The organism is Psychrobacter sp. DM4 (assembly GCF_051307035.1).
Taxonomy (GTDB): domain Bacteria; phylum Pseudomonadota; class Gammaproteobacteria; order Pseudomonadales; family Moraxellaceae; genus Psychrobacter.
In genome coordinates this window covers 1,082,083-1,101,372 of sequence record NZ_CP195536.1, presented here as the reverse complement: position 1 = coordinate 1,101,372, position 19,290 = coordinate 1,082,083, and the positions used below count along the sequence as shown (strand labels likewise).

The following is a 19,290-nucleotide window of genomic DNA, read 5'->3' as shown; positions in this document are numbered from 1 at the left end:
ATCAAAATAGGGTTCTTAACTTATTAATTATTAGGGTCTGTTTAACGTTCATAATTTAAGCTAGTTAAAGGCACAAGCTAGCGCTATTGTATTCTCATAGCTTTGTTTAAGCTTGTCATAGCTTTGTTTAAGCTTGTCATATCTAGTGGCTATTGCTCAGAATCGTTTTAGGTGAGCGAATGCATTTTCAACCAAGTGGCGGACTTTGTACAAGTCCCAATCTATATGGTCATTATCTGATTTTGCATTCTGCTTTTTTGGAATACAATCGAAGCTTCCTGCTTGTTTAATATGTTCTCACAGCGCATCAGAGTCATCACATTTATCAGCATATAGAATATCTGTACCCCCTAAATTGATCTTATTAACTAAATCTGGTGCTACCTTAACATCGTGAGTCGTATCATCTGATACGATAAAGCTGATTGGGTTACCGTGAGCATCAACTGCTAAGTGAATATTGGTCGCACGACCTGCCACACTTTTGCTGATAGCTTGCGCCAAGGACAACCAACACGCATACGACAAAGTAGATCTTCGACCATTAGTCTAAGATTTCTTTTGTCCTAGGTGTTGAGTTCTAGCAATACAAATCTTAGTCTTGCCCAGTTCTCATTCGTGAGCATTTTGCGAGGCATAGCGAACGGTATATTTTTTGTATGAGAACTCAAAAATTACTGCTTTGCTATTTCTTTGCTATCAATTTACTCCCAAGGTTCAACAGACCCTATACTAGTGATCAAAGACCCAATAGAAGTGAGAAATGGTTTAATATTATTATTAAAAGGTAAGGAGCTTTGGTAGATAGATAACGGGCAGACAGATATCTATTAAATAAAAAACAATAGATCATCAACACTTTTAATGTGTCATGTATAATAACGAACAAATACGCATTGACGATTAGGAAAATATTATGGCAAAACTAGAATCCAACATTGAATTAGAAGCAGCGGCATTTCGGCATTTATTAGCCCATTTAGACGAGCGTAAAGACGTACAGAATATTGATCTAATGAACCTTGCCGACTTTTGTCGTAACTGTTTATCCAAATGGTATAAAGCTGCTGGTGAAGAGCGTGGTATTGAAATTGAATACGAGGATGCGCGTGAGCTTGTCTATGGTATGCCCTACTCTGAGTGGAAAGAGAAGTATCAGCAACCAGCCACACCAGAGCAATTAGCGCGTTTTAACGAGATTGAGGCGGTCAAAAACAAAACGGATTAAAACTAACTGGTAGTGGCTCTAATAAAATAAGCCACTACTAAACAGTCACATCAAAAAGGCCAATATTGCCGCTAGATTAGCGGCTTTCTATAGATTTGAGTATGCTACTAAACCCTATGGTTCCTTGTTTCTGCATTTGACGGTCAAATAGGCGACCGAGTAATGGCAATGGTACAGTCAATCGACCCTCAGATACCCAAGTTACGTGTGTAGTGCCATCGCCCAAGTCTTTTAAATCAATGAAGCCTTTATCATGTTGCATTTTTATAGGTTTAGTTTTTTCGATTCGGTATTGCATATGAGTAGGACGCTCAAACGCTGTAATGCGCTCCCAGAACTTAACAGGTCCCGTTTGAATACTACGTAAAGCCCCCACGCCATTGCGCTCCTCGTCACCTTCCGTCACTAGCTTAGCAGCCCCAACCGCTTTAAATGACCCATAACTGGCATGATCGCTTAGTGCCTCAAACACTTCGTCAATCGGTCTTTTGACAATGCGCTCTACTTTTATTTTAAACATAATATTGTCCCGTTAAGATTAAAGTTATTTAGCTTACTGCCATTTTAGCAATAAATAAAGCAGTCATACTTTAAAAACTTATTACCGTGAAGAGCTTCGACCCTTTGCAGGACGCCTGCCATTTGTAGCAGGTTTACCATTGCCCCCAGACTTCTTGCCACGACCAGTAGGACGCCCATCCCTACCTTTAGATCCCTTGGGTTTTCTAGCACCATCTTTAGAGTGCCTATCATTTTCCTTAGTCGCGCCTGTTGATTTTGACTTGGACGACGGGTTAGTACGAGGTTTTTTTCGTGGCGCGTTGCGAGATTTCTTGTTCGAATGGCGGTCCTCTGAAGAAGAGTCCTCTATAGATTTTAGTAAGACAGACAACTCTTTTTCGGTTAGATCGCGCCAGTCGCCAACGGCAATACCTTTAAGGCTGACGTTCATAATCCGTGTACGCTCAAGCTTGATAGCTTCGTAGCCAAAATGCTCACACATACGACGAATTTGACGGTTTAATCCTTGTACTAGTGTAATACTAAACACGGTAGGCGCCACCTTAGTGACAGGACATTTTTTCGTCATCTTGCCAAGCATAGGCACACCGCCTGCCAAACCCTCAATGAAGCTATCCGTTATCGGTTTATTGACCGTGACTAAATACTCCTTTTCATGATTGTTGCCCGCACGCAACACCTTATTTACCAAATCGCCATTGTTGGTCAAAAAGATTAACCCTTGGGAATCTTTATCCAAACGGCCAATGGGGAAAATACGTAAACTATGCCTTACAAAATCAACGATGTTGTTCTTCTCAGAGCTTTCTGTCGTGCTCACGATACCCACAGGCTTGTTTAAGGCAATAAAAACAAAATCATCGACTTCTCGCGGCTCGATAAGCTGCCCGTTTACTTTTACCGCATCTCCCGCGCTCACTTGCGCGCCTACTTGAGCACGCTTGCCATTGACGTACACATTACCTTGTTCAACAAAGCGGTCAGCATCTCGCCTAGAGCAGATTCCGCTTTCGCTGATGTATTTATTTAGACGAGTCGTGGTAGCGTTAAACATAAAGCACCGTTTTACCTAATTAAAAAAAGTTTGGTTAAAAAGCCTAAATTGAATGAATTATCAACAGCGAGGCAGCTTTTATGGTGTAGAAAACTATGGTATAGAAAATTTGCACTCATTTTAAAAGAGATGAGCTATACCCTACAGAGGCAATCAGAGTGATTGATTGTCAAAACCAACCTGTCTCCAAAAACTGCTCGGTATTACTGACCTTAAACTCAGTATGCAAGTCATAAAACGTGCCTGGGTCTTCAACTTTATCGAGTAACTCTCGCTTATTGAGCGCCACAAACATCGCTAGCGAATAAACGGCACTATGAATAGACTTTTTGGGATTAAACTCAATATCAGTAAAGGCTTGATATTGCATTACTTGTTCATGAAGCTGCGTGTTTTGTTTTAGCGCATTGATGTATAACCAATCGTAAAATACGGTTAGTGGCTCTATACCCCATTCCATACCAAAATCATTGTAACCCACGAGCTGACCTGAGTTATGTAAGCGCTCGTCCTTTTTGGCTTGTCTTGGCGCAGCAGTTAGCAGGTCGGTATATGGGCCACCGCGCTCAAAAACCTTACTCGCCTGAAAGATATTCTCGACACTGTAATGGCCGTCGCTATCCTCATCAGTAAGCTGTAAGCTAAGAGGACTAAGCAAAAAACTGAGCTTATTACCCGATTTACTAGACATCTCTAAGACGTTGCTAAAGCCATACTTTTTGCGGATAACTTGGTGCAAATCATTAATAGATTTTTTCTTTTGACGACTAGCAAACCCGACATGGCGCTCAAACCTGACCATGTCTGTTTTTACCAGATTGTCACTGTTGACTTTAGGCATAAACACGGGTCTTTGTTCTACAATATTGTGATTTGGTTCCATAATTTATAGTCTTTATTTTAAAGCGTTGGGCATTATAGCAAGAGTTAGGTTAGAGTGTTCTTATATAGTAATTCTAGCGTTAAACAGAAAAAACCACCACCTCATCCCCTTCTTGCCACGGCTGATACTTGGTCATCACTTGCAAAAATAAAGGGTGTGCCAGCCAGCAATCCAGCCAGCGCTGTAGATTAGGATAAGGCAGGTCATAAAAAACAGTACGATCGACATGAGCGAACTGACGCACAAAAGGCATGATAGCGATGTCAGCAAGCGTTACTTTATCTGCTAGTAAATAGAGGTTCTGCGTGAGTAGCTCCTCTAAAACCTGTAAAAACACTTCGCCACGTTGTCGATATTCTATCTGGGTCATCTCAAGATAACGATCTGCATATTTATAGTGATCGAGCCAGTGCTTAAACTCGTTATCGTTTTGATCGATTAGCGCACTAGCCTGAGGCAAAACCTTGGTATCAAGTAAGCCTTGCGGATCATTTTGCGCAAGTGCCCACTCCATGATCTCTGTACTCTCCTCAATCACCCTACCATCGATTAGTTGCAAGACAGGCACTGTACCCTTAGGACTAATCGCTAGCATCTGCGCTGGTTTATTCTTTAGTACGATTTCTCGCAGCGTGACTTTTTGCCCAGAGAATAAAATACCAAGTCTAGCCCGCATAGCATAGGGACAACGACGAAAGGAGTACAAGAGTGGCAATGAAGCAGTCATAATAGGTCTCGTGATGAAATCAGTATATTAAGTCAAAAAAACCTTACTGTTGTAGCAAGGCTTTTATTGAGTTAGAACACTTAGTCTGCGTAGATTATATACATTACGTATTTATTTGATGATATCTTGTCCGCGTAGCTTGAGTGCTTCTATTTGAGTTATCACACATTGTGCAAGGGGGCGACGCGGATAATAGGGTAATAATATCTGTCTGGGGCATATAGAGTCACGCTACAAATGCTAAATCTAATCGGCAGCATCTATTACAGTATTTAGCGCGTCAATCATATCGTCATCAATCATATGATCGTCGATGTAATTCACCAATTGGTGGATAGTGGCCAGATCCATCTGTCTAATATCTAAGCGGTCAAGCTCCTCGTTGATAGACTCTAAACTCGTCAACTCATTAGGGTCGCCTAGTAAATGCTCTTCAAATCCTGCGTTGATTAGCCAATATATTTTTTCAAGTACCGTGTCTTTTTTGGTCAATGTGGAATAACCATCGCCTTGCACAAATAAGTTAAAGTGATAAGCCAGCTTAACATCATTGATAAAAAACATGCGCACACAGTCTATCGTATAGGCTTGGTCATCAGTACTTTCATTATTTTCATTGCCTTCATCATTCTCGTTGTTTTGAATGTTTTCTTTGACTAAGTCTCCTACGATCTGATACTCGCCTACTTTTACTTTGTGATTATAGATGATAGTCGCATCCGCTATAGCGTCAAAAATAACCGCACTGATATCTAAAGTATTATCGTCGATATCATAAAAACGTTTTAGCGTAGGCAAAAATTCGGTCAGCTTATCTTCAGGCACTTGGGTAAGAAACTGCTGCTCGTAGATGGTTATCATGTCCTCAGGCGAGTAAGTGTTGACGTTGTCTGTCTCATTTCTACCAGTAGGTTTGAGCGGCGTAAAGTTGTAAGGATTACTATTGGACATTTAAGTCGACCTTGTTATTTAAAAATAGAGTTTTGAGTATTTGTAATCTACGTTTAGATGGCGGTATGTTTAGATTGTATTAACGATGCAAATGTTATGACCGCTATTATCCCTTATTTGATGACTTTTGGATATATAGTCTACTTTGATATCTACTTGGGCTCAGCACTATAATATCGAAACGACACTTACTTAGGCAGGCTTTGTACACCAAGGGTTGCCGCTTCTATAGCACCTGCTAAATATCCTGAGAACTGCGGTGACCACTCGCTACCTATACCTGTCAGACAACCACTCCATACGCCAGATGCTGATTTAGATCTAGGCGCTAACGCATGCTGACCATTACTACTAACATCAGCTATGGTCGCCGTAAATAAATCCTGTGACCAGTCCTTGAGGTACTCACATTTTGGCGCAGCGGCTTGCTCACCAAATAAGCGCACCAGTTGCGCGCGGCAATGATCTTTTAACACCTCTGTCGAGACACTTTGACGGACAGAGGCAGGTACCCCTATAAAGCCAAATAATGCGCCACTACCAGCTGTGATAGACGCATCATGAATCTCAACCATCGGACCTTGCGAGCTACGGGCTGCACCTGAGAGACCTTGCCCGCGCCAAAAAGGGCTATCGTAAACCGCAAAGTATTTTGCATGAGGTGCCATCCAAGTTACCGTATTGCGCCATTCTTCACTCAAATCAGTTGGGAGATTGGGTTCAAATGTAATGCTGGCCTCTACTAGACGAGGCGGCAATGCCAGTAACACCTGCTTTGTATGCCATATCGTTACTTGCCCAGACGCGTCCTCGCTTATTATCTCTACAGAACTATCCGCGTAAGACACGCTCTTTACGCTTTGGTTTGTGACTACCCTTTTAGCATCAAGACGGCTATATAAAGCGTCAATTAATGCTGTCATACCACCTACAATACGCATAGATGGCGGCGAGCTTTTGAACCCTAGCGTGCGAACAGCAGGCTCATGATGAGAACGCTCGACCAACATATCACCCTCTTCAAACTGTGCAAAAGTCTTGAGCTGTAAGTCATCGACTAGAGCACTCAGCTGCGGCTGATAGTCCGGCCAAAACTAAGACGGTCCTAAGTCAAAACTATCTATGTTTGATACAGTATCAGCATCGAGCTGTTGCACAGGCATCTGCTCAAGGTTAGTGCCCTTTAAAAGCATGTTGTTCAAAATACGACCCCCTAAAGTAGGGCGTGCTTCTATCAAGATATAATCCAAGCCTTGCTTTTCTAGTAGATAAGCGGCGTACAGACCACTTAAACCACCACCGATGATAGCTACAGACGTGTTTTTCATATTTATATTTCTTATAGTATTTTAAAAACGTTTAACATCTCAAATAACGGACAATATATATTAGCTCATCGAACTTCTAACCCTTCAACATCCGCACCAATGATCTGGGCAAGATGTCCTGTCTTAATATAAATGGTCGCACCTGTCGCGCCTGCTTTTATTGTGGTCAGCGTACCTACAGGCATACGTATCCAGCTATCTTTCAGATACGTTTGATCCCCTTCTATAAGCGAGCCTTTAACTACTAACAGCTCTGCGCCACCTATAAGCGTTTGCGCAAGTAGATCATCGGTAAACAATACCTCATCTACTTGCAAGCGCTGCAGACTCACCTGCTCGCTGTTGTTGATAGAGCTCTCACTTGAGTATAAAGGACATACGTCGCGATCAACTACTCGTTGCCAATTAGCGCTATCGTACGTATCAATCGCGACATGACGATCTTCAGATGATGACATCTGGCGCAATTTTACAAAGATAACGGCTCCCTCATCACTGAAGGGCGTGTGAGATGACTCAGGCGGATTGCGCAGATACCAGCCTGCAGGATAGTGCGTATCGTCAGCAGAAAACGTACCTGATAGTACTAAAATTTCCTCGCCGCCCGGATGCTGATGATGCGGAAAGTGCGAGTTTGGGGCATAACACACAAAACTGGTCGCCCGCGCCTTTTCCGCGCCTACGCGATCGAGCATCACGCGCTCAACGCCGCCCTGTGGAGACTTGACCCATTGGTGCTCTTCAGCGGGTAGCTCAGCACGACACGAAAAATCTGCGTTAATTAACATAGAATAGTGTCCAAATTTAATTTAAGAGAAACTCGTTTAATAATCAACCTTGCCGCGCAATGCTTTTGTTTTGCCACGCTGGGTCTTTTGGTCGACACGTTTGCGCTTAGCATTTCTACTAGGTCTGGTGGGTCTGCGCACTTTGGCGACTTGGGTCGCTTGTAAGATAAAGGCTTTTAGACGCTCAAAGGCATCAATTTTATTGCGCTCTTGGGTACGAAATTGTTGAGCCTTTAAGACGAATATTCCGTCTTTGGTTATGCGACTGTCTTTGCTAGAGAGTAATCGCTGCTTTTGTGCGTCACTCAGACTTGATGCATTTATATCGAAGCGCAAATGAATGGCGGAGGAAACTTTATTGACGTTCTGCCCACCTGCTCCTTGCGCGCGAATGGCACTGATTTGTATGTCACTATCGCTTAGGCTAATGGTATTACTGATAAAAATCATAGTACTCTTTTAATTATTTTGTGTTTATCTATATGGCGTATGGTTGATGAACAACGAATTGTCAGCGGCAAGATATACTGAAGATGACGGTGATATTCAAGCTGTAGTACGATACAACGGTAACATTTATGATGCCCTTTATGCCCAAGCTGGCATTCAAGATAAGGAAAACGTCGATCCTACAGTAGATGAGGTCTATTGCAACCAAATCAATGGTATGGCGTCTGCGTTCTTTGAAGAGCAAATTAGAATTAACTATAACAACTAGTTGTAGTCAGTAGTTGCCAATTGGTAGTCACTGCTTGTACAGCCATTAACAATATTATGATGATACGATGCAAAAAGCACCTTGAGAGGTGCTTTTTTGTGTTTGCTTGATTTACAGAATACATTCAACTCATATCGCTACTCGACTTATCTATTCATTGTATTCAACGAACACAACCTACTGCTCACGCTTAATATCTTGTGTTATCACCAGTCACGCCAGTTGTCATACCTTAGGATAAATTTCTGCTAAAATTATGTCATTACAAAAGCGAACAAGACATACATTAGAGAAGGATTTGACATGCGCTTGGCCTCATTATTTCAAAAAATGCATGACCGTGCGCCTAGGATTGGCAAAGCAGTATCACTAGCGACCGCAACGGGCGTTATTTTGGGTAATAGTTTCGCAGGTAGTATCCCTGTCTGGCTTATGGGTGCGACCAAAATCATCACGGGCGCGGATGTCGCAGATAAGGCAGTGATCAAAATCGCCAACCACTGGATCAGAAGTAATAATGCGGTGATCGATACGGTATTACCCAAAAAAGACTGGCGTATTCGTCTACCTGATGATGCCAATACTAGCGGCAAGTACTTGCTCGTCAGCAACCATCAGTCGTGGGTTGACACCAGTATCGTGCAATACATTAGTCAAGATCATCTACCTTTGACACGGTTTTTTACCAAATTTGAGCTGATATACCTGCCTATCGTCGGTCAGACCTTTTATTTCTTGGACTTTCCGATGATGCGCCGCCACTCCAAAAAAGCGATTGCCAAGAACCCAGCACTACAAGGCAAAGACATCATTGAGGCGAAACGCGCCTGCGCGCTACTCAAAGACAAGCCCTTCACCCTACTTAACTATCTAGAAGGCACGCGCTTCACCCCTGCCAAGCGTGACCAGCAGCACTCGCCTTATACCCATTTGCTTAAACCTCGTGCGGGCGGCTTGGCATTGGCTATCAATGCCTTGGGTGATGAGATCGACGGTATCTTGGATATGACCATCGTCTATCCTGATGGTATTCCAAACTATGGTGACTTATGGCAGGGCAATATTAAACGCCTAAGCGTAGATGTCCGCTACCTTGATGTTCCTGCTAATATAATCGCTGATATCCAAAGTGGCGGTTATGAGAATGACGAGCGCGTCAAAGCGCAAATGTTCACTTGGGTTGAACAAATATGGCGACAAAAAGACAAGCGCGTCGATGAGATGCTCGCTGAGTTTGATGAAAGCGCTTAGTTTAAGCAGCGTTGAATCAATAAAAGCCCCTTATCATTAAGACAAGGGGCTTTTATTAATAGTGTCATTATGAGCCAAAAGCTTACTTAATACGCATATCACCGGTCTCAACAAAACGCTGATGCCATGACAAAGATTCTGTTAACAGATGCGGCGTATGTAGCGGTCCTGACTGTTGAGCGCGATCGTAGTAATCTTGGAGCATTGGGCGATAGTCTGGATGCGCGCAGTTATCGATAATTAGCTGAGCGCGTTGACGCGGCGACTTACCGCGTAGATCGGCAAACCCTTGTTCTGTCACTAGGAACATGACGTCATGCTCTGTATGGTCATGATGCGATACCATAGGCACGATAGCTGAGATCGCGCCACCTTTCGCAGTCGATGGACTCACAAAGAATGAAAAATGCGAGTTACGAGTAAAGTCTCCTGAACCGCCGATACCATTCATCATCTTGGTACCCATAATATGGGTTGAGTTGACGTTGCCATAGATATCTGCTTCGATCATCGCATTCATCGCAATGATGCCCAAACGACGGATAACCTCAGGATTATTAGTGAACTCTTGCGGACGCAGGATAAGCTTATTACGTAGAAAATCAATATTATCGTTAAAGCGCTGCAGCGCATCCGGGCTAAATGATAATGCGGTAGCAGACGCTGATGCCATCTTGCCACTCAACACCAAATCGAGCATGCCATCTTGCAGTACTTCTGTATAGCCCATTAGATTATCAAAAGGACTGTCTTGCAAACCCATCAACACCGCATTGGCGACGTTGCCAACACCAGACTGTAAAGGCAATAGATTCTTTGGCAGGCGACCTTGCTTGACTTCATGATCCAAAAATTCGATGATTTGTGAAGCGATGGTTTTGGAGTTCTCATCGGGATCAGCAAATTTGCTATTACGATCAGGCGCATCGGTCATAACAATACCAATGATCTTATCAAGGTCACATTCTAAATACGGCGTACCGATACGGTTGGCTGGATCGACGATAGGAATAGGCTGACGATGCGGCGGCGCGCCTAGATCATCAGGAATGTCATGCATCCCCTCTAATTTCATGCTTTGGCGCACGTTGACTTCGATGATGACTTTTTTGGCGGTTTTAAGCCATTGATTGTTGGTACCAATACCCATTGAAGGAATGATTTTACCTTCTGGGGTGATCGCCGCAGCTTCAATCAGTGCAATATCCATGTCGCCATAAAAGCCAAAACGCACTTGCTGCTCAAAATGCGATAAGTGCATATCGACATAATGGGTCTTGCCTGCATTGATATTGTTGCGCAGCGCAGGATCAGACTGGAACGGCGCGCGAAAGTTGATACAGTTGGCCTCTGCCAACACACCATCACAGTCGTGAGCGGTAGATGCCCCGGTTAGCATACCAATACCAAACTCTTCACCCTTAGCATGCGCCTCTTTGGCGCGGTTAGCGATAGCCGTCGGTACAAACTTAGGATAGCCTGCACCCGTAAATCCTGCGACACCAAGCGTCATACCGTTCTGTACAAATGAGGCAGCTTGCTCAGCTGACATAATTTTGTCGCGTAAGCCTTCGTGTTGTACGCGGTCTTCGTGGTTGTTTGAACTCATACTATTATCCTAATAATGTCCATATCAAAAGTAGCCCTCAATCATAGGAGGGATATCTAAAACAAAGTCGTTAATACAATATCTTGAACAATTTTGTATCAAAACACAAGCGTATTGGTATCAGTGTAGCCGATTTAGGTTCATTCAAAGACACAAGCGTTGATAAAACATATCGTGGTACTTTGTATTTACGCAAAGTATTTGTTCCTATTCTGCTAACAAAGAGGCAAGTAACTCATCAATCTCCACCTTGAACTCTTTATCTTCTATTTTGTTCGCGGTGATTTTGGCGTTTTGTAGACTCTGTATTGCCGCATCCTTGTCCTCTTTTTCGATCTGCAATACTGCCATAGAGTAAGCGATGGAGGATAGATGATCTTTTGAGTTTATCGCTGTCGCTTTGACCAAGGCCTTGTCATAAATCACCAGCGCTTCGTCTAAATCTGCGGTAAAGTCGGCCAAGGTCTCCCACTGCTCAGGATGATCTTTTGGCGTAGCTTCGTTATCGGCACAGAGAGCTTTAAGCGTATCGTATAGCTTGTCAAACTGCGGCTGATCACCGATACGATCCGCCTCTAACAAGTCTTCTGCTAAAGAATATATGGCTTTATAAATTTTAGTATTAATCATGCTTATAACCCTTCTTTGTGATATTTAAATGATAGTAAATAACGATATGAATAAAGCTCATATTTTTATGTGTATATGCTACCTTATTTATTCTTATAAGAGTGATGGTTTAGTGAGGCCTAGCCAACAATAGCGATAAATAAATGCCCTTTGAGATAAATTTGAACAAACACTCAATAACAACTACAATGCTATTGCCCATGCTTTTAATTACCTTGTTTTCATTTTATTTGAGTAATCGTTCAACGTAAAACTACTTTAATGATCATCTCATCAAGCACAACGGTGCTGACAACCTCTACTCTTGCCTTTAACTGGATCATTCATGATAAAAAAAATAGCACTTATCTTCGTTGTAGTGATTCTGGTTATTGGCTTTTTTTATTTTGGTCTTAATGACTTATTGACCCTTGAAGGTCTAAAAGGCTCGATGGATCAGTTTGATGAATACAAGGCGCAGTCGCCGCTATTGATTATCGGTGGATTTTTCTTACTATATGTACTCGTAACGGCACTCTCCTTGCCGGGCGCAGCTATTATGACTTTAGCAGCAGGTGCGCTCTTTGGGCTAGTACAAGGCGTCTTGATCGCCTCGTTTGCCTCAAGTATTGGTGCAACCTTTGCGTTTTTGGTCTCGCGCTACCTACTGCGTGACACTATCAAACAGCGCTTCCCTGATCGCTTAGAGTCGATTGATAATGGCGTCAAAAAAGAAGGCGCATTCTATCTATTTACACTGCGTTTAGTACCGATATTTCCCTTTTTTATTATTAATCTATTGATGGGTCTCACGGCAATCAAGACGTGGACGTTTTATTGGGTCAGTCAGCTCGGTATGCTTGCAGGCACTTTTGTCTACGTCAATGCAGGAACGCAGTTGGCACAAATTGAGAGTTTATCTGGCATACTCTCCTTTAATTTGATTTTATCCTTTGTGCTACTGGGCCTGTTTCCGTTAATTGCCAAATCGATTATCAACCTAATCACAAAACGTCGCGTCTATAAAAACTATACCAAACCCAAAAAATTCGATCGCAATATGATAGTAATCGGCGCAGGGGCTGGCGGCTTAGTAACGAGCTACATCGCGGCTACAGTAAGAGCAAAGGTTACTTTGATTGAAGCGGGTGAGATGGGCGGCGACTGTCTAAATTATGGTTGCGTGCCGAGCAAAGCGCTCATCAAAAGTGCCAAAGTCGCGCAGCAGATGCGCCATGGCGAGCGCTACGGTCTTGATAATACTGAGCCACAATTTGACTTTAAAAACATTATGACTCGCATCAATAAGGTAATCGCTGATATCGCGCCCAATGACAGTGTGGAGCGCTATACCGAGCTTGGCGTTGAGGTGCTAAAAGGTTATGCTACTTTTGTCGATCCGTGGACGGTAGAGATCGCCCTCAACGAAGGCGGCATACAGCGGCTAACCGCGCGCTCAATCGTCATTGCTACTGGCGCGCGCCCCTTCATTCCAGACTTGCCGGGGCTAGAGGAGACAGGCTACGTGACTAGTGATACGATGTGGGAGACCTTTACTCAGCTCGATGAAGCGCCAAAGAAGCTTGTGGTACTCGGCGGCGGTCCTATCGGCTCGGAGCTCGCACAAGCCTTTGCCCGCCTAAGTTCTGACGTAACTCAGATTGAGCGTAGCGCGCGCTTGATCAAAAAAGAAGATGTTGAGGTATCAGAGCTTGCCGAGCAAGTACTCACCCAAAGCGGGGTCAACGTCTTGACCTCACATCAAGCTATCCGCTGTGAGCGGCGCGGTGATAAGAAGTTTATTATCGCTCAAGCTATGGGTAACTCAAAAGAGATCGCTTTTGAATATGATCAATTGATCTGTGCGGTGGGTCGTAGTGCTCGTCTTAAAGGCTATGGCCTAGAAGCCTTGGGAATTGCGACTGACCGTACGATAGATACTGATGAATATTTGGAGACCCTATATCCCAATATCTACGCTGCAGGTGATGTGGTTGGTCCCTATCAATTCACTCATGTGGCCTCGCATCAGGCATGGTATGCAGCGGTGAATGGTCTATTTGGTCATCTCAAAAAATTCAAAGTTGATTATCGCGTTATTCCTTGGACAACCTTTGTTGACCCAGAAGTGGCGCGTGTGGGATTAAATGAGCAAGAAGCGCTTGAAAAAGGCATAGATTTTGAGGTGACGCATTATGATTTTAAGGATTTGGATCGCGCGGTAACTGAAAGTGCTAATTATGGCTTTATAAAGGTCATTACGCCCAAAGGTAAAGACAAAATACTTGGCGTCACTATCGTCGCTGAAAACGCGGGCGAGTTTATGAGTGAATTCATCTTAGCGATGAAACATAATCTTGGACTGAACAAAATACTTGGTACGATACATATGTACCCGACATGGGCTGAGGGCAATAAATACGCCGCTGGTAATTGGAAGCGCAATAACGCCCCTGAAAAACTTTTGGACATCGTCGAGAAGTATCAGACGTGGCGTCGAGGCTAGTGAAGTGTGGCTTGTTTGGCTGGGTCTTATTCAACTTTAAGAGAAGTGGTCACTGACGTGTGGCCTTTGCTCGATACAATTTTCGATACATTAAATTCGATGCACTAAAAAAGGAACAGGATACGGATAATCCTGTTCCTTTTATTTATAATTTATTGCTTTAAAGCTTTAAAGCAATAAATTATCAAGCGAGCATACCACCATCAACGAGAATACAAGCGCCTGTCGTGTAGCTTGAGGCATCAGAGACCAAATACAGCACAGTTCCCGCCATCTCATCGGGATCAGCGACACGTCCTAATGGAATCGCGTGTAGTGCCATCTTCAATACTTTGTCATTGGTCGTGAGCGCTGAGGCAAACTTAGTATCGGTCAAACCTGGCAGTAACGCATTAACACGAATATTAAGCGGGCCGCACTCTTTGGCAAAGGACTTGGTCATACTAATGACGGCCGCCTTAGTAATTGAATAGATACCTTGCTTGTCCCCTGCGACGATGCCATTGACCGACGCGGTATTTAAGATGACCCCGCCGCCTTGCTCGGCCATCATCTGACCTGCCGTGGTTGACATAAAGAAGTAACCACGAATATTAACATCAACGGTTTTCTCAAACGCGGCTAAATCCGTATTTAAAATGTGACCATAGTAAGGGTTGGCCGCCGCGTTGTTGACTAAAATATCAATGCGTCCAAACTCATCTTTGATATGTGCAAAGATAGTCTCGATTTGATCCATCTCACCGACATGACACGCAAACGCACTAGCCTTATCACCGTTCTCTACAATGCTATCAGCGACCGCTTGGCACGCATCGATTTTGCGACTAGAGACAATCACATGCGCGCCGCGTGATGCCAGCAGACGTGCAATAGACTCGCCAATACCGCGGCTTGCACCTGTGACTAATGCAATCTTACCCGTTAAATCAAATAAATCTTTCATAATTTTCCCTTGTATATTTTATAAATTAATCGTACCAATAAAGTGGTCATTTTTGTAAATGCGTCACCCTTAAGCCAACATACCACCATCTAAAGTAAAGGCATGACCATTCATAAAGCTGCTCTCATCACTGGCAAGCCAAGCGATCGCACTAGAGACTTCCTCGACTCTACCTAAACGGCGAAGTGGACTGGCCTTGATCGTCGCTTGTTGTGCGCGCTCATCCATTTTTGCCATGGTGTTTTGTACCATTGGCGTATCGATAAAGCTGGGACACACCGCATTGAAGCGAATATTAACTCGTGCATACTCATGAGCGGCCGATTTAGTCAGGCCCATAACGCCATGTTTGGCGGCACTATAAGCGGTTAGTAGCGGTGCTGAGCGCAGACCTGCAATAGAGGCAACATTGATCACGTGACCACCGCCATTAGTCGCCATACAACCAACCGCTGCACGCATACAGTGCCATACGCCTTTGAGGTTTACCGCGATATTACGATCAAAATCATCATCGCTTAGCTCGTGCATTGGCGCCGGCTTATGATCGATGCCTGCATTATTGATAACGACATCGAGGCCACCCAGCTCTTGCATAGCAAATGCAAATAGCGCTCTGACCTCGTTGCCGCTAGTGACATCTACCTGTTTAAAGGTAATGCTATGATGAGCGTCCTGTGCTTGCTTAGCGACAGTAGCACCAAGCGCCTCATTCATATCACCGATGACGACTTTTGCACCGCGACTGGCAAGTAGTAGCGCACTGGCTGCGCCAATACCAGAGGCGCCACCTGTAATTAAAATACGTTTACCTGCGACGTTTGATGCAGGTAGCTCAGTTAGGTTGCTTGATTTCAGTCCATTTGTAGTCATAATTTAGTCCTTTAAGTTTTGGTTAATTATCACACTTTAAATGATGATTTAGAACCACTCCGCTTGCATGTCTGTACATACCGCATTGTCGCTATTTAATAAGTCGATATCGCGCTGAATCGTAGGTAGTTCCCAATCAATAAAGTACTTCGCTGCTTGAAGTTTACCGTGATAAAAGTTTTGTTTGTCTTGGTCTTGAGTAGTAGCCTCTGACTCTTTGGCAAGGAGTTGCTCAGCTTTACTCGCTTGGCGAATCCAAATCCAGCTGACCACAATAGAGGCAAAGATATTCATCAAGGCTTGCGCATTGCCAGTAAGGGTAATGGCTTTTTCGGTCGGGAGTATTTTGCTTAAATGCACTAGCACCTCATGCAAATGCTCCATATAGGGCACAAGCTTACCCGCAAGTTTTGCAGACTCAGGGGTGCTAATACTTTGCAAATCTTGCGTGATTTCACGTTTCAAGATTTGAATACCTAGTCCCTTGTTTTGCCATAACTTACGAAACGACAAATCAAGGGCTTGTACGCCATTTGTGCCTTCATGAATGGGATTGAGTCGGTTATCACGCCAAAACTGCTCAGCATGATATTCACGGGTGTAGCCCGCGCCGCCCAAAACTTGAATACCCAAGTCGTTGGCTTTGGGTCCATACTCAGAAGGCCATGCTTTGATCACTGGCGTGAGCAAATCTAGCAATTCTGATAGCTCGGCTTGATGCGTTTCATCATCGGTAGTATTGATGCGATCAATCAAATTTGAGCCATAGAGACATAGCGCCATACCGCCTTCACTATAGGCTTTTTGCGCAAGTAGCATACGCTTAACATCACCATGATTGATGATAGCAGTGGCATCATGTTCAGGTTTGTTGTTAGGAGCAATGCGGCCTTGGGTACGGTCTTTGGCGTAATCGAGCGAGTACTGATAACCGCGATAGCCGATCATCGCCGCGCCAAAACCAACACCGATACGCGCCTCATTCATCATCTTAAACATATAACGTAGACCAAAGTGCGGCTCGCCGACTAGGTAACCATAACATTCACCTTTATCACCAAAGCTCAGCGCCGTAGATGTAGTGCCGCGATAGCCAAGCTTATGTAGCAGGCCTGTTAGATGGACGTCGTTGCGCTCGCCGATTGAACCGTCCACTAACAAGCGATACTTAGGCACCACAAATAACGAGATACCTTTTACTCCGCCAGGTCCGCCCGGGATTTTGGCTAGTACTAAATGCACGATATTGTCAGACAATTCATGATCGCCGCCTGAGATATAGATTTTGCTACCTTTAATACGATACGAGCCGTCTTCTTGCTCAGTCGCTGTCGTTCTAATATCTGATAGCGATGATCCTGCGTGTGGTTCGGTCAGTGCCATTGTGCCAGTAAACTCACCTGTGAGCATGCGCGGCATAAACGCGTCTTTGACCTCATCGCTTGCGAAATGAGTAATCACATTTATCGCCGCTGACGTCAAAAACGGATACGCCGTCGTTGAAGGGTTGGCCGCCATAAAGTAGCCCGCCACTGCGGTCATTACCGTTTCTGGCAATTGCATTCCTCCATCTTCAAAACTATAGCGGCCAGCGATAAATCCCGAGTCCCGAAACGCATCAAAAGCAACTTTGACATCGTCAATCATGCTGACTGTTTTGCCATCAAATTGTGGCTCGTCTTTGTCAGCGACATGGTTGTGCGGCAAAAATAAATTGGTCGCAATCTTGTCCGCAGTCTCAAGGACAGCATCAAAGGTCTCACGGTTGTGCTCAGCGAATTTAGGATGCTCGGTTAAGCTCTCAGCGCCCAGCACATCGTACAATTGAAACGGTAATTCATAAGCATTAATCAAGGTATCGGTCGCCATAGTCTTCTCTCTGTAGTGAAGCGGATAGATCAAATGAGTGGTTAATCAATAATAATCTAATTTACCACCCTACCGTATTGTCATTTATGACATAATTAAGGTGAAAAAAGACATTCATTTAGCAATCGCTCGTTTAGTAATTGTTTATTTAGTAATTAGAGCAAGGAGATCAAATCTAATGCCCAGCCAAAAACCTTTTGAAGTTGTCATTCTTGGATTTGATGGCGTGCTTAGTAGCGTACTGGCTGGCGCGTTAGACTTGTTCTCGTTTACAGGAGTCAGCTGGCAGCGATTTTTAGATTTGGAAGTAGAACCAAAGTTTAGGGTACAAATCGCAAGCCTTGGCAAAAACGACATCAAATGTAGCAACCGTCTCATCATGCAAGCGCACTGCGATATTGCCCAAGTGATCGAATGCGACTTGCTACTCATTCCAACCATTGGTGATTCTATCGATAAAGTATTGACGCAAAATAGTGCTTTATTAGCGCATCTAAAACGTCTTGCCAGCACTGAGGCCGATATCGCGAGTAACTGTAGTGGCGCTTTTTTCTTAGCGGCGGCTGGGCTGTTGGATGGCAAAACGGCGACCACGCATTGGGGTTATGCAAATAAATTCAAAAACGAATATCCGCAGGTAAACTTGCAAGAGGATCAATTTGTCACTCAATCGGGTAATATATTTTGTGCGGCAGGCGGCAGTGCTTTTTATGATTTGGCGCTATTACTCATCGAGCGTTACTGCGGGCGCGAGGTCTCAACGCAGGTTGCAAAAACACAGATCATCGATAGCAAGCGCGGCAGTCAAAATAGCTATACCAATGTGACGATTCATAAGTCGCATACCGATACGCTGGTTAAGCAGGTACAAGAATTTATTGAAGGCAATTTCAATGAGCCACTACAAGTGAGCGATCTAGCCACAATGGTCAATGTCACGCCGCGCACCTTGAACAGACGTTTTCAAGCTTGCGTAGCGATGCGCCCTATTGAGTACATTCAGGCGGTTAGAATTGAGCAGGCCAAGCGGTTATTAGAATCAGGACAAGTGACTATAAAGTCGCTAGCTTACCAAGTGGGCTATAGTGATATCTCCTCTTTTACCCGTTTGTTTAAAAGAGCAACAGAGCTGACGCCAAAAGAATATCAAAACAAATTTTCGCGTATGGTGATTTAAACAGCATTTGGGTGTGCTTTATTTTCGTTGCTCGAACAAACAACCATGATTTATTACCTGTTCGCGTCAGATGCCTATGATAGATAGATCAAATTCCATCATTCACTTCATAGAAGCGTATTGAAGGTGATAGCAAAGGATAGTATTACCTCGTCTGTATGTTTCAATGCACGCTGTAGTATCAGTGCAAAACTCTGAGTAATCGGCAACTTATTGTAAGCAAACTTATATTACCCTTAGAAAATTTTTTC

General features: G+C 43.9%; 19 protein-coding genes and 1 pseudogene. 5 read left to right on the top strand and 15 right to left on the bottom strand.

Annotation, left to right across the window (positions count from 1 at the left end):
- Window positions 1–60 precede the first annotated feature (60 nt).
- Window positions 61–638: pseudogene (locus ACR64G_RS04845) on the bottom strand (transposase).
- A gap of 278 nt (window positions 639–916) precedes the next feature.
- On the opposite strand from ACR64G_RS04845, the gene ACR64G_RS04840 reads away from it, so the two are divergent.
- Window positions 917–1,228 (top strand): DUF1244 domain-containing protein, encoded by a 312-nt coding sequence (locus ACR64G_RS04840; RefSeq protein WP_435980390.1) that lies wholly within the window; start codon window positions 917–919, stop codon window positions 1,226–1,228.
- A 76-nt stretch (window positions 1,229–1,304) separates the two neighbouring features.
- Here the strand turns inward: ACR64G_RS04840 and ACR64G_RS04835 are convergent, their stop codons facing one another.
- From ACR64G_RS04835 to arfB, 9 genes are all read right to left on the bottom strand, one after another.
- Entirely contained in the window at window positions 1,305–1,748 is a 444-nt protein-coding gene (locus ACR64G_RS04835; protein WP_435980389.1) for an SRPBCC family protein, read from the bottom strand.
- An 81-nt stretch (window positions 1,749–1,829) separates the two neighbouring features.
- A complete protein-coding gene (gene rluF, locus ACR64G_RS04830) occupies window positions 1,830–2,804 on the bottom strand; it encodes a 23S rRNA pseudouridine(2604) synthase RluF (RefSeq protein WP_435980388.1) in 975 nt (324 codons plus the stop codon).
- A 169-nt stretch (window positions 2,805–2,973) separates the two neighbouring features.
- Window positions 2,974–3,687, bottom strand: coding sequence for a DarT1-associated NADAR antitoxin family protein (locus ACR64G_RS04825; protein ID WP_435980387.1), 714 nt, complete (start codon window positions 3,685–3,687; stop codon window positions 2,974–2,976).
- Window positions 3,688–3,766: 79 nt separating this feature from the next.
- On the bottom strand, window positions 3,767–4,414 hold the full coding sequence (locus ACR64G_RS04820; RefSeq protein WP_435980386.1) for a glutathione S-transferase: 648 nt from the start codon (window positions 4,412–4,414) through the stop codon (window positions 3,767–3,769).
- Window positions 4,415–4,660: 246 nt separating this feature from the next.
- Window positions 4,661–5,365, bottom strand: a complete 705-nt coding sequence (locus ACR64G_RS04815; protein ID WP_435980385.1) for a hypothetical protein — start codon at window positions 5,363–5,365, stop codon at window positions 4,661–4,663.
- A gap of 188 nt (window positions 5,366–5,553) precedes the next feature.
- Window positions 5,554–6,375 carry a flavin monoamine oxidase family protein gene (locus ACR64G_RS04810; RefSeq protein WP_435980384.1) on the bottom strand — a complete coding sequence of 274 codons (822 nt, stop codon included), beginning with the start codon at window positions 6,373–6,375 and terminating at the stop codon, window positions 5,554–5,556.
- Window positions 6,376–6,459: 84 nt separating this feature from the next.
- Window positions 6,460–6,693: an FAD-dependent oxidoreductase gene (locus tag ACR64G_RS04805; RefSeq protein ID WP_435980383.1), complete on the bottom strand. Its 234-nt coding sequence runs from the start codon at window positions 6,691–6,693 to the stop codon at window positions 6,460–6,462.
- Window positions 6,694–6,758: 65 nt separating this feature from the next.
- The gene (locus tag ACR64G_RS04800) at window positions 6,759–7,481 is read right to left on the bottom strand and encodes a cupin domain-containing protein (protein ID WP_435980382.1); all 723 of its coding nucleotides are present in this window, start codon (window positions 7,479–7,481) and stop codon (window positions 6,759–6,761) included.
- A 36-nt stretch (window positions 7,482–7,517) separates the two neighbouring features.
- Entirely contained in the window at window positions 7,518–7,931 is a 414-nt protein-coding gene (gene arfB / locus ACR64G_RS04795) for an alternative ribosome rescue aminoacyl-tRNA hydrolase ArfB (RefSeq protein WP_435980381.1), read from the bottom strand.
- 46 nt (window positions 7,932–7,977) lie between these two features.
- Between arfB and ACR64G_RS04790 the strand changes: the two genes are divergently transcribed.
- Both ACR64G_RS04790 and ACR64G_RS04785 read left to right on the top strand, forming a co-directional pair.
- Window positions 7,978–8,199 carry a hypothetical protein gene (locus ACR64G_RS04790; RefSeq protein ID WP_435980380.1) on the top strand — a complete coding sequence of 74 codons (222 nt, stop codon included), beginning with the start codon at window positions 7,978–7,980 and terminating at the stop codon, window positions 8,197–8,199.
- Window positions 8,200–8,502: 303 nt separating this feature from the next.
- Window positions 8,503–9,450 (top strand): acyltransferase, encoded by a 948-nt coding sequence (locus ACR64G_RS04785; RefSeq protein WP_435980379.1) that lies wholly within the window; start codon window positions 8,503–8,505, stop codon window positions 9,448–9,450.
- 82 nt (window positions 9,451–9,532) lie between these two features.
- On the opposite strand, the gene ACR64G_RS04780 is transcribed toward ACR64G_RS04785, so the two are convergent.
- Window positions 9,533–11,059 (bottom strand): acetyl-CoA hydrolase/transferase family protein, encoded by a 1,527-nt coding sequence (locus ACR64G_RS04780; RefSeq protein WP_435980378.1) that lies wholly within the window; start codon window positions 11,057–11,059, stop codon window positions 9,533–9,535.
- 207 nt (window positions 11,060–11,266) lie between these two features.
- The gene (locus ACR64G_RS04775) at window positions 11,267–11,689 is read right to left on the bottom strand and encodes a tetratricopeptide repeat protein (protein WP_435980377.1); all 423 of its coding nucleotides are present in this window, start codon (window positions 11,687–11,689) and stop codon (window positions 11,267–11,269) included.
- A 325-nt stretch (window positions 11,690–12,014) separates the two neighbouring features.
- Between ACR64G_RS04775 and ACR64G_RS04770 the strand changes: the two genes are divergently transcribed.
- Window positions 12,015–14,174: an FAD-dependent oxidoreductase gene (locus ACR64G_RS04770; RefSeq protein WP_435980376.1), complete on the top strand. Its 2,160-nt coding sequence runs from the start codon at window positions 12,015–12,017 to the stop codon at window positions 14,172–14,174.
- Between the two features lie 184 nt (window positions 14,175–14,358).
- Here the strand turns inward: ACR64G_RS04770 and ACR64G_RS04765 are convergent, their stop codons facing one another.
- The 3 genes from ACR64G_RS04765 to ACR64G_RS04755 all read right to left on the bottom strand — a co-directional run bounded on the left by ACR64G_RS04765 (window position 14,359) and on the right by ACR64G_RS04755 (window position 17,862).
- Window positions 14,359–15,120, bottom strand: a complete 762-nt coding sequence (locus tag ACR64G_RS04765) for an SDR family oxidoreductase (RefSeq protein WP_435980375.1) — start codon at window positions 15,118–15,120, stop codon at window positions 14,359–14,361.
- Between the two features lie 69 nt (window positions 15,121–15,189).
- Window positions 15,190–15,993 (bottom strand): SDR family NAD(P)-dependent oxidoreductase, encoded by an 804-nt coding sequence (locus ACR64G_RS04760; RefSeq protein WP_435980374.1) that lies wholly within the window; start codon window positions 15,991–15,993, stop codon window positions 15,190–15,192.
- Window positions 15,994–16,041: 48 nt separating this feature from the next.
- Entirely contained in the window at window positions 16,042–17,862 is a 1,821-nt protein-coding gene (locus ACR64G_RS04755; protein WP_435980373.1) for an acyl-CoA dehydrogenase, read from the bottom strand.
- A 178-nt stretch (window positions 17,863–18,040) separates the two neighbouring features.
- On the opposite strand from ACR64G_RS04755, the gene ACR64G_RS04750 reads away from it, so the two are divergent.
- Window positions 18,041–19,039, top strand: coding sequence for a GlxA family transcriptional regulator (locus ACR64G_RS04750; protein ID WP_435980372.1), 999 nt, complete (start codon window positions 18,041–18,043; stop codon window positions 19,037–19,039).
- The last annotated feature ends 251 nt before the right edge of the window (window positions 19,040–19,290 follow it).